Origin of the sequence: Micromonospora sp. NPDC049679, assembly GCF_040659735.1 — a bacterium.
In the GTDB taxonomy this organism is placed as follows: Bacteria; Actinomycetota; Actinomycetes; order Mycobacteriales; family Micromonosporaceae; genus Micromonospora_I.
Genome location: NZ_JBFANZ010000036.1, coordinates 47,143 through 53,935 on the forward strand (window position 1 = coordinate 47,143; position 6,793 = coordinate 53,935).

Here is a 6,793-nt window from a genome sequence, read left to right on the forward strand (position 1 = left end):
TGCACCCGGTCGGCGGAGGTGGGATCGATGAGTACCGAGACCGGTGCGCCCGTCGTCGTCGGTGTGGACGGTTCGCCGTCCGCACTCGCCGCGGTCCGGTTGGCCGCACGCGAGGCCGCCCTGCGGCGCCGCCCGCTGCGAGTGGTGCACGCGTTCATCTGGCCGCAGCTGAAGGTGCCGCTCGGTCCCGCTCCGGCCGGACCACCCGATGGCGGCCTACGTAACCAGGCCGAGCACATCCTCGCCGAAGCGGTCGGCGAGGCCACCCGCGCGGCGCCGGACCGGGTGGTGATCCACGCAATCGTCGACGGCTCCCCCGCGCCGGTGCTGCTCCGCGAGTCGCGGCGGGCCGCCCTGCTCGTCCTCGGCTACCAGGGGCTCGGTGCCATCGCCGGCGCGCTGATCGGCTCGGTCGCCACCCAGGTCGCCGCGCACGCCGCGTGTCCCGTGATGGTCGCGCGCGGCGACGACCGCGCCGACGGTCCCGTCGTCGTCGGGGTCGACGGCTCACCCCTGTCGGAACTGGCCGTCGGATTCGCCGTCGAGGAGGCCGCGCTGCGCGGGGCCGCCGTCGTGGTGCTGCACGCCCGGACCCAGTCACTGCCCGCCGCGTTCGGTCAACCGCAGGCGCCGGTCTCCGACATCGACGCGCTCGACGCCGACGAGAACGTGGCGCTCGCCGCGACGGTGGCGGGGTGGCGCGAACGCTATCCGCAGGTGCCGATCACCCACCGGCTCGTCCAGGGGCGGGCGACCAAGGTCTTCGTGACGGAGTCGGGAGGCGCGCAACTGCTCGTGGTCGGCGCCCGCGGCCGCGGCGGCTTTCCCGGGCTGCGGCTCGGCGCGGTGAGCCATGCGGTGCTGCACCACGGTTGCTGTCCGCTCACCATCGTCCAGCAGCCACAGCCGTGACCTACCGGTCCTGACCGCGCGCGCACGGCGAGACGGAGGAGCCATGAGCCAACCGGTCATCGCCGGGGTCGACGGGTCGCCGGCGAGTCTCGTCGCGGCGGACCACGCGGCCTACGCGGCGACCACCCGGTCCCGCCCGCTGCATCTGGTGCACGGTTTCCTGCACGCGTCCGATTACGGCCTGCCGACCAACCCGTACGACGGCGAAACGCCCACCCCGAGCGAGCCCGCGCAGCGGATGCTGACCGACACGGCCGCGCAGCTGCGCCGGAGTTGGCCGGGGCTCACCGTGGAGACGCGGCAGGTGCCCGGTGGCGGGGCGGCGACGCTGGTCGAGGAGTCACGTCACGCCGACCTGGTGGTCGTCGGCAACCGCGGCCGGGGCGGCTTCGCCGAACTGCTGCTCGGATCCGTCGGCGCGCAGGTGACCAGCCACGCGCACTGCCCGGTGCTGGTGGTGCGCCCCCCGGACCGGCCGGTCGACCACTCCGGACCGGTGATGGTCGGCGTCGACGGGTCGCCGACGAGCGCCGCCGCGCTCACGCACGCGGCGGACGAGGCGGTGCGCCGGTCACGGCTGCTGGTGGTGGCGCATGTCTGGTGGGGAGAGACGGTCCGCGAGGTGCGTGAGACGCATGCCGGCATCGAGGCGACGGCGGTGGCGGATGCCGCGGAACTGGTCGCCGCGGCGGTGGCGAGCGTGCAGGCGCGGTGTCCCGGGATCCTCGTGGAGGAGAGCCTGCTGCGTGGCCCTGATCCCGCGCACGCGCTGGTGGAGGCGAGCCGGGGCGCGGGGCTGATGGTGGTGGGGTCACGTGGACACGGTGGCTTCGCCGGGCTGCTGCTCGGCTCGGTCAGCCAACGGCTCGTGCAGCACGCGGAGTGCCCGGTCCTGGTGGCCGGCTCGTAGTCCAGGAGCAGGGTCCGGCGGAGCCGCACAGGTCGGGGCCGCGCCGTGGTGATCGTGCTGCTGGAGCCACGGATCGCCCGCCGCCTCGCCGGACACCACGCGTCATCCGTGATCGGCGCCGGTTATCTCCTGGTCGGCCTGGGCTGGCTGGTGCTCGGCGCCGTGCCGGGCGTCATCATCGCGTTCGTGGCGGTGCTCGTCGGGACCGCCGGCGAGATGCTCTACAAGCCCACCGCCACCGCCCGCGCGGCCGATCTGGCACCGCCGGGCGCGGTGGGGCGCTACCAGAGTCTGTACGCGGCCGCGTCGATCGGCGGCATGCTCCTGTCTCCGCTGCTCGGCACGACGCTGTACGGCGCGGCGCCCGGCCTGCTCTGGCCGGTCGCCGGGTTGGTCGCGCTCGCCGCCGCGGCCGTTCTCATCCGCCCTGCCGAGCGGGCCACGGTCCCGGGCTGACACCCCCGGACGCCCACAAAGGGGGTCGCGTCGACGAGGCGGCTGCGGCACAGTAGGGCGTGTGGTGGTCCCGGTCCATGACATCAATCCGGTACGCCGTACGCCCTGGATCACCTGGCTGCTGATCGGCGTCAACATTGTCGTGTTCCTGCTGACACCCGCGGCGGCGAGCACGGGCGTCACCCGCGACAGTCTCGGCGAGCTCTGCCGCCAGGAGGCGTTCTACGAGCGGTACGGCGCGGTTCCTCGCGAGCTGGTCGACAACCGGCCGCTGCCCACGGTCGCCACCGGCGAGGTGGGCGTCGGACCCGGCGGCCCCGGTTGCGTCATCGAACGACGGTGGTACGACAAGATCCCCGCCCTGTCGGTGCTGTTCTCGATGTTCCTGCACGGCGGCTGGCTGCACCTGCTCGGCAACATGCTCTTCCTCTGGGTCTTCGGCAACAACGTCGAGGACCGTTTCGGACGGCTGCGGTTCCTGCTGTTCTACCTCTTCTGCGGATACGCCGCGGCGTACGGCTTCGCGCTGGCCAACGCGACGCAGACGCAGCCGCTGGTCGGGGCGTCCGGTGCGGTTTCCGGCGTGCTCGGCGCCTACCTGATGCTCTTTCCGCGGGCCCGGGTGTGGAGCCTGGTGCCGATTCTGCTGTTCATCCCGCTCCGCCTGCCGGCCTGGTTCGTGCTCGGGCTGTGGTTCGCACTGCAGTGGCTCTACTCGTCCGGGTACGCGGTCTCCAACGCCGGTTCCGTGGCGTACCTGGCCCACCTGGTCGGGTTCGTCGTCGGCATGATGATCGCGCTGCCGCTGCGTGAGCGGCGTCCGCCGGGCACGACGCGAAGGAGCGGTCGGGTCCGGGCGTGACCAGGAGCCGTGGACGTGTCGCGCGCGACGCGCGCGGCCGGACGTAGCCGCTGCCGGAAAGCGTCGTTGACCGAGCCGGAGGCAATCCGGGAACGCATGCGACGGGGGCATCCGGTGACGGGGATCGGGAAGCTGCCACTTGGGCAGCGATGTGTGCCACGACGGCAGCGGGGCGCACCCGGCCCGACCGTGCCACCGCTGTCGTGCCGCGATGGGCGGGGGCGCGGGTGATGCGCGGGTGGCTCATTCTGCTGGGTGCCGGGCTCGGGGCCGGAGTGCTGGCCTGGCTGTTCGTCCTGGTGGTGCTCAAGGCGTTGAAGGGGCGCCGCTACGAGGCGCACCTCGCGGAGGCGAAGCAGAACTATCAACGGTCGTTGGCCGCCCTGTTCGCGATCATCGCGATGTACGTCGCGCTGCCCCTCACCGGCCTGCCCCGCAAACAGTTGGGCCCGCTGCGGCACCTGCTGCTGATTCTGCTGATCGTCGCGGTCGCCTGGTCCTTGATGAAGCTGTTGCGGGTGGTGGAGGAGGCACTGATCCACCGCTACCCGGTGCAGGAGTTGGCGAAGAATCCGCGCGCCCGGCGGCTCCGGACACAGATCCAGATCATCCGCCGGCTGGTCGCCTCGCTCCTCGCTGTGCTGGCGCTCGCCTTCGTGTTGATGACCTTCGCCCCGGTCCGGGTGGTCGGGCAGTCCCTGCTCGCCTCGGCCGGCCTGGCCAGCATCGTTTTCGGCATCGCCGCGCAGGGCACCCTCTCGCATGTGCTGGCGGGCATCCAGATCGCCTTCACCGACGCCCTGCGCGTCGACGACGTCGTCGTGCTGGAAGGCGAGTGGGGGCATGTCGAGAACGTGCAGCTCACCCACGTGATCGTGCGGAGCTGGGACGAACGTCGGTTGGTCCTGCCGACGACCTACTTCACCACCAAGCCGTACCAGAACTGGACCCGCTACGAATCCCGCGTGATCGGCACCATCGAACTCCAGCTCGACTACACGGCCGACATCGACAACGTGCGTGCGGAGACCGGGCGGCTGCTCGAAACGAACGAGAACTGGGACCACCAGTACTGGGTGCTTGAGACGACGGAGACCACCCCGCAGGGGGTCACGATCCGGATCGCGGTGTCCGCGCCGGACGGCGCCCGTGTCTGGTGGCTCCGTTGCCAATTGCGCGAGGCGCTCATCAAATACCTCCGCGATCAGCATCCCCAGTGGCTGCCGCGCACCCGCAGCGCCTACCAACCCTGACACGGGCCCTTTCGGCCTCCAGCAGAACCCCACGGCTTCATCCGCGCCGTGCGCCGCGCGGGACGGTCGACGGCGAGATCGGTCACGCCCGCCCTTAACGTCGGCGTTGATCATGCCGATAGGTAGCTCGGAGTTTCTCCCTCTGAGACGAAGGGCCTGCCGGGTGAGCATCGCGGATCGGGAAACGGATCCGTCCGACCGGCGGCTTCCCGCGGGCCGCGACGGCGATGGACCGTCCCGTCGCGACGACCGCTGTCGTGACGAGCCCGTCATACTCAGGATCAGCGCCGACGGGCTCGCGCCCGCCGGCCACGCCGATCCGGGGTCACCGCCGTGGATCTCACCGGCGGAGGCGTCGTGCCTGCTGGCCACGAACGGACCGACCGGGAGACAGGCACGCCCGGACCGGATCGTGGTGGCCGCCGCCGAGCTGTCCGCCGCGGCCGCGGCGCTGGCCCAGCTGGAGACCGCCGGCTTCGATGGACCGGTGAGCGTGCTGCTCGCCGGGACCGGCGTCGTGCAGACCGCGCGGACGCTTCAGCAGTTGCAGACCGCGATCGACAACATTCCGGCGCCCATCTTCAGCAAGGCCGCCGACGGCGTGTACGGCGCCTGCAACCGGGCCTTCGAGGAGTACGTCGGCGTGCCGCGCGATCAGATCATCGGGCGTACGGTCCACGAGATCTGGTCGAGCGAACTGGCCGCGGTGTACGCCGAAGCCGATCGGGCGCTGATCGAGGCGGGCGGCAGCCAGATCTACGAAGCGCAGGTGCGGTACGCGGACGGATCGGTGCATGACGTCACGTTCTACAAGGGCGTCATCACCGACGAGCGGGGCACTGTGCAGGGACTCTCCGGGGCGCTCCTCGACATCACCGACCGGCGGGCGCTGGAGGCGAAGCTGCAACTGCTCGCCGACCGGGACCCGCTGACCGGAGCGGCGAACCGCGGGTTGTTCTCCCGCGAGCTCGACGCGGCGGCCGCCGGCGACCACGGTGACCGCCCGCCGGCCGTGCTGCTCATCGATCTCGACGACTTCAAGATGGTCAACGACACGCTGGGGCACGACGTCGGCGATCAGCTTCTGGTCACCGCGACGGAGCTGTTGTCCCGACACGTACGCGGGGTCGACACGGTGGCGCGTCTGGGCGGGGACGAGTTCGCCGTACTCGTGCATGGCCTGCGGGAGGCGGAGGTCGAGCGGCTGGTGCGGCGGGTCCTCGCGGCGCTCACCCAGCCGGTGGTGGCGGCCGGCCATCACCTGGCCGTGCGGGCCAGCATCGGTGTGGCCCACGGCCGCCCCGGGGACCGCGGCGCCGACCTGCTGCGCAACGCGGACATCGCGCTGTACGTGGCGAAGGACGGGGGCAAGTGCCGGGCCGCCTACTACCGCCCCGGGATGAAGGCCCGCGTCGTGGAACAGGCGGCGTTGCTCGACGGGCTGCGGCAGGCCCTCACCGAGGGGCAGCTGCACCTGGAATATCAGCCGATCGTCCAGCTCACCGACGGCGCCGTGGTCGGTGTGGAGGCGCTGGCGCGGTGGCGGCATCCTACCCGCGGGCCGGTGTCACCGGCGGACTTCGTCCCGGTCGCCGAGCGCACCGGTCTGATCATTCCACTGGGCCGGTGGGTGCTCGAGCAGGCCTGCCGGCAGGCGAGCCGGTGGCAGCGCGCGGCGCCGCGTGTCACGGCGTTCGCCACGCACGTCAACGTCTCGGCCCATCAGCTCCGGGAACCGCAGTTCGCGGTCGAACTGCAGAAGGTGCTCGCCGAAACCGGACTCGATCCCGCCGGCCTGGTCATCGAGCTCACCGAGACCGCCATGGCCGACGACGGCGCCGTGTTGGCGACCTTGCACGCTGTACGCGAACTGGGCGTCCGTGTCGCGCTGGACGACTTCGGCACCGGACAGTCGTCGCTGGGGATCCTCGCGAACTGTCCCGTCGACATCATCAAGATCGACAAATCCTTCGTTGACGATGTCACCGTCGATGGCCGCAAGGCCGCGGTCGCCAGCGCCGTCGTCCAACTGGCGGAGAGCCTCGCAATCGAGGTGATCGCCGAGGGCGTGGAGGCCGCGGCGCAGGCGGAACGACTGCGCGACATGGGCTATCGGCAGGCCCAGGGTTTCCACTTCGCCCGACCACTCGCTCCGGAGGCCGTCGACCGGCTCCTCGCTCGCGGTTGATCAACGGCTGTCGCGCCTGCGCTGTGCGCGTCCAGCCGGCACGGTCAGATCAGTCGAGCGACGCCCCTGTCGCGCAGCATCCGCGCGGCGTCCTCCGGACGTACGTCGTTGACGAAGACCCCCATCGCCGCCTCCGAACCGGCAAGATACTTCAGCTTGCCCGGCGCCCGCCGCGGACTGAACAACTGCAGATGCAGATAACCCAACTCCCG

6 protein-coding genes and 1 pseudogene are annotated in these 6,793 nt (G+C 71.5%); 6 read left to right on the forward strand and 1 reads right to left on the reverse strand.

The genetic code is table 11. The annotated features are described in order from the left end of the window. The first annotated feature begins 27 nt into the window (after window positions 1–27). From AB0J06_RS21045 to AB0J06_RS21070, 6 genes are all read left to right on the forward strand, one after another. The gene (locus AB0J06_RS21045; RefSeq protein WP_357430638.1) at window positions 28–912 is read left to right on the forward strand and encodes a universal stress protein; all 885 of its coding nucleotides are present in this window, start codon (window positions 28–30) and stop codon (window positions 910–912) included. Between the two features lie 43 nt (window positions 913–955). After that, complete coding sequence (locus AB0J06_RS21050) at window positions 956–1,822, forward strand: universal stress protein (RefSeq protein ID WP_357430639.1); 867 nt, start codon at window positions 956–958, stop codon at window positions 1,820–1,822. A gap of 45 nt (window positions 1,823–1,867) precedes the next feature. Next, window positions 1,868–2,278, forward strand: coding sequence for a hypothetical protein (locus tag AB0J06_RS21055; protein WP_357430640.1), 411 nt, complete (start codon window positions 1,868–1,870; stop codon window positions 2,276–2,278). 61 nt (window positions 2,279–2,339) lie between these two features. Continuing rightward, window positions 2,340–3,140: a rhomboid family intramembrane serine protease gene (locus AB0J06_RS21060; RefSeq protein ID WP_357430641.1), complete on the forward strand. Its 801-nt coding sequence runs from the start codon at window positions 2,340–2,342 to the stop codon at window positions 3,138–3,140. Window positions 3,141–3,370: 230 nt separating this feature from the next. Next, the gene (locus tag AB0J06_RS21065; RefSeq protein WP_357430642.1) at window positions 3,371–4,393 is read left to right on the forward strand and encodes a mechanosensitive ion channel domain-containing protein; all 1,023 of its coding nucleotides are present in this window, start codon (window positions 3,371–3,373) and stop codon (window positions 4,391–4,393) included. Between the two features lie 163 nt (window positions 4,394–4,556). Then, complete coding sequence (locus tag AB0J06_RS21070; RefSeq protein ID WP_357430643.1) at window positions 4,557–6,581, forward strand: EAL domain-containing protein; 2,025 nt, start codon at window positions 4,557–4,559, stop codon at window positions 6,579–6,581. A 44-nt stretch (window positions 6,582–6,625) separates the two neighbouring features. Here the strand turns inward: AB0J06_RS21070 and AB0J06_RS21075 are convergent. Beyond that, window positions 6,626–6,793: pseudogene (locus tag AB0J06_RS21075) on the reverse strand (galactose-1-phosphate uridylyltransferase); the annotation flags it as partial.